Origin of the sequence: Oscillibacter sp. CU971 (assembly GCF_905219725.1) — a bacterium.
Classification (GTDB): Bacteria; Bacillota; Clostridia; order Oscillospirales; family Oscillospiraceae; genus Oscillibacter.
Genome location: NZ_CAJMXG010000393.1, coordinates 1 through 2,078 on the forward strand (window position 1 = coordinate 1; position 2,078 = coordinate 2,078).

The window sequence follows — 2,078 nt, forward strand, 5'->3', positions numbered from 1 at the left end:
GACGAGTCCCTGATGTGAGGTGCGCCATGAAAAAATTTCTGCTTTTCTTTCTGGTGGCCATGCTGTCGCTGGTCACAATTTCCAATGCGTGCTTTCTGCCCATTGAGGAGGTGGCACCTGAGTACGTTCCTTCAACTTCCTCGCCGGCCGTCGAAGCGACGCCTTTGGCGATGGAATACGTTCCGCTTGCTCCGTCGTCTCCTACAGTGGAACCCACACTGACCGAACCCGAGACTGATATTTCGGATGAGGATGTGGCGCTTATCGCGCTGATGACAATGACAGAGGCCGAGGGAGAACCTGAAGAAGGGCAGCGGTTAGTCATTGACTCGGTTTTGAACCGGGTTGACGACCCGCACTTCCCCGACACCATTTACGATGTCATATGGCAGCCCAATCAATATTCCGGAATGCAGCCGCCCCGCATTGACCGCTGCTACGTTAAAGACGAGCTGGTTCAGCTTGTACGAGAGGAACTGGAGAACAGAACAAATTACGATGTGATATTCTTCCGCGCTGAACGTTTCAGCGATTACGGTGTCCCCATGTTTCAACTCGGCAACCACTACTTTTCAAGTTATGATTAAAAGGAGGAACCACCATGAAAAAGTTGCTGCGCCCCCTGCTCTCCTACGCCCTTGCGGCGATGTCGGGCCTATGCCTGGTCAGCGGAATGGCCGTCCTGTCCACCGGGAGGTGATAGACATGGAGGGCTTTGCGAATCTGGTGTCCATGATGGACTATGTTCTGGATACAAAGCGGAAGCGCCACATCACGGGCGGTCTTCTGCTGAGCGCCGCCATGCTCTTCGGCGGTTTGGCCATCACGGTCATGAGTATTAAAGACGAGGAGGACTACACATGAACTGCAAAACAAGCGCTATGCTGGGCTTTCTGACCGGGATTGCTCTCGGAGGGATTGCTACCTGGTACTATTCCAAGGAGAAATACACGTTCATCGCCGAGCAGGAAATCGCCTCTGTGAAAGAGGCCTATTCCAAGCGTGAGCAGCCTGCCACGGAGCCGCAGACCACCACCGTGTTGAACCCCGGCAAGGTTCAGGACAAGCCCAGCATTTCGGAATATGCCAAGCGTGTCCAGGGCGAGGGCTACACGGAGTATTCCACCACAGTTGCCGGCAAGGCAGCGGAGAAAGAAACGCCGCAAATTTCCCCGGGTGAGGCCCCCTATACCATCTCTCCGGATGAGTTCGGAGAGCTTGATGGATACACCCCTGTAAGCCTGACATACTTCGCCGACGGTGTTCTGTCGGATGAGTACGGGACTGTCATCGACGATGTGGAGGAAATCATCGGTGACGGGCTGAGCCATTTCGGCGAGTACGAGGAGGACGCTGTCTTCGTGCGGAATGATGCCAAGCGATGCGACTATGAGATCCTTCAGGATCTGCGTACCTTCGATGAGTTCCTGAAGACGCTTCCTCCGAATCGTTAAAGGAGGTTTGACCCTTGACCAGAAACGAGCTTATCGACCAATACTTCGATTGGATGTACCAGCTCGTGGTCGACGACCGATATTCTAACAAGTCTTATCGTAAGCTGTTCACCAGGCTGCACGATACGGAATTTATCTACACGATTCCGATGGACGGCAACCGGGCCGAAGACGGCATCAACCTTAGATATCGGTTCGGCCGCGAGCATTGCTACAGTGACCCACTGGTCGCCGCCTATTTGGACGACCGGGCGTGCAGTGTTCTCGAAATGATGACCGCCCTTGCCATCCGTTGCGAAGAGCATATCATGGACGACCCTGACATTGGCAACCGAACCGGACAATGGTTCTGGAGTATGCTCGTCAGTCTGGGCTTTGGCTCCATGGATGATGTCAGGTTTGACCGGGAATATGTGGACGAAGTCCTCGAACGGTTCCTGAACCACGACTATCAGCGTGATGGCGAGGGCGGTCTCTTCACTGTCCGCAACACTCGCATGGATATGCGGAGAATGGAAATCTGGTATCAGCTTAATTTCTACCTGAACGAACTTGTCAGAGAAGGGAGCATGACATGAACAAAATCAAGCATCAGGTCTTTGTGACGGTCGGCCCGTCCAAAGA

At 53.8% G+C, this 2,078-nt stretch carries 4 protein-coding genes; all 4 read left to right on the forward strand.

What is annotated here, in order from left to right:
* On the forward strand, positions 1 to 587 hold a 587-nt coding region (locus JX325_RS15780), incomplete at its 5' end, for a cell wall hydrolase (RefSeq protein WP_374220649.1).
* Positions 588 to 705: 118 nt separating this feature from the next.
* Positions 706 to 864, forward strand: coding sequence for a histidine kinase (locus JX325_RS15785; protein ID WP_204792006.1), 159 nt, complete (start codon positions 706 to 708; stop codon positions 862 to 864).
* Positions 861 to 1,454, forward strand: coding sequence for a hypothetical protein (locus tag JX325_RS15790; RefSeq protein ID WP_204792007.1), 594 nt, complete (start codon positions 861 to 863; stop codon positions 1,452 to 1,454). The genes JX325_RS15785 and JX325_RS15790 overlap by 4 nt, the downstream gene beginning before the upstream one ends.
* A gap of 14 nt (positions 1,455 to 1,468) precedes the next feature.
* Entirely contained in the window at positions 1,469 to 2,032 is a 564-nt protein-coding gene (locus tag JX325_RS15795) for a hypothetical protein (RefSeq protein WP_204792008.1), read from the forward strand.
* Positions 2,033 to 2,078: the final 46 nt, after the last annotated feature.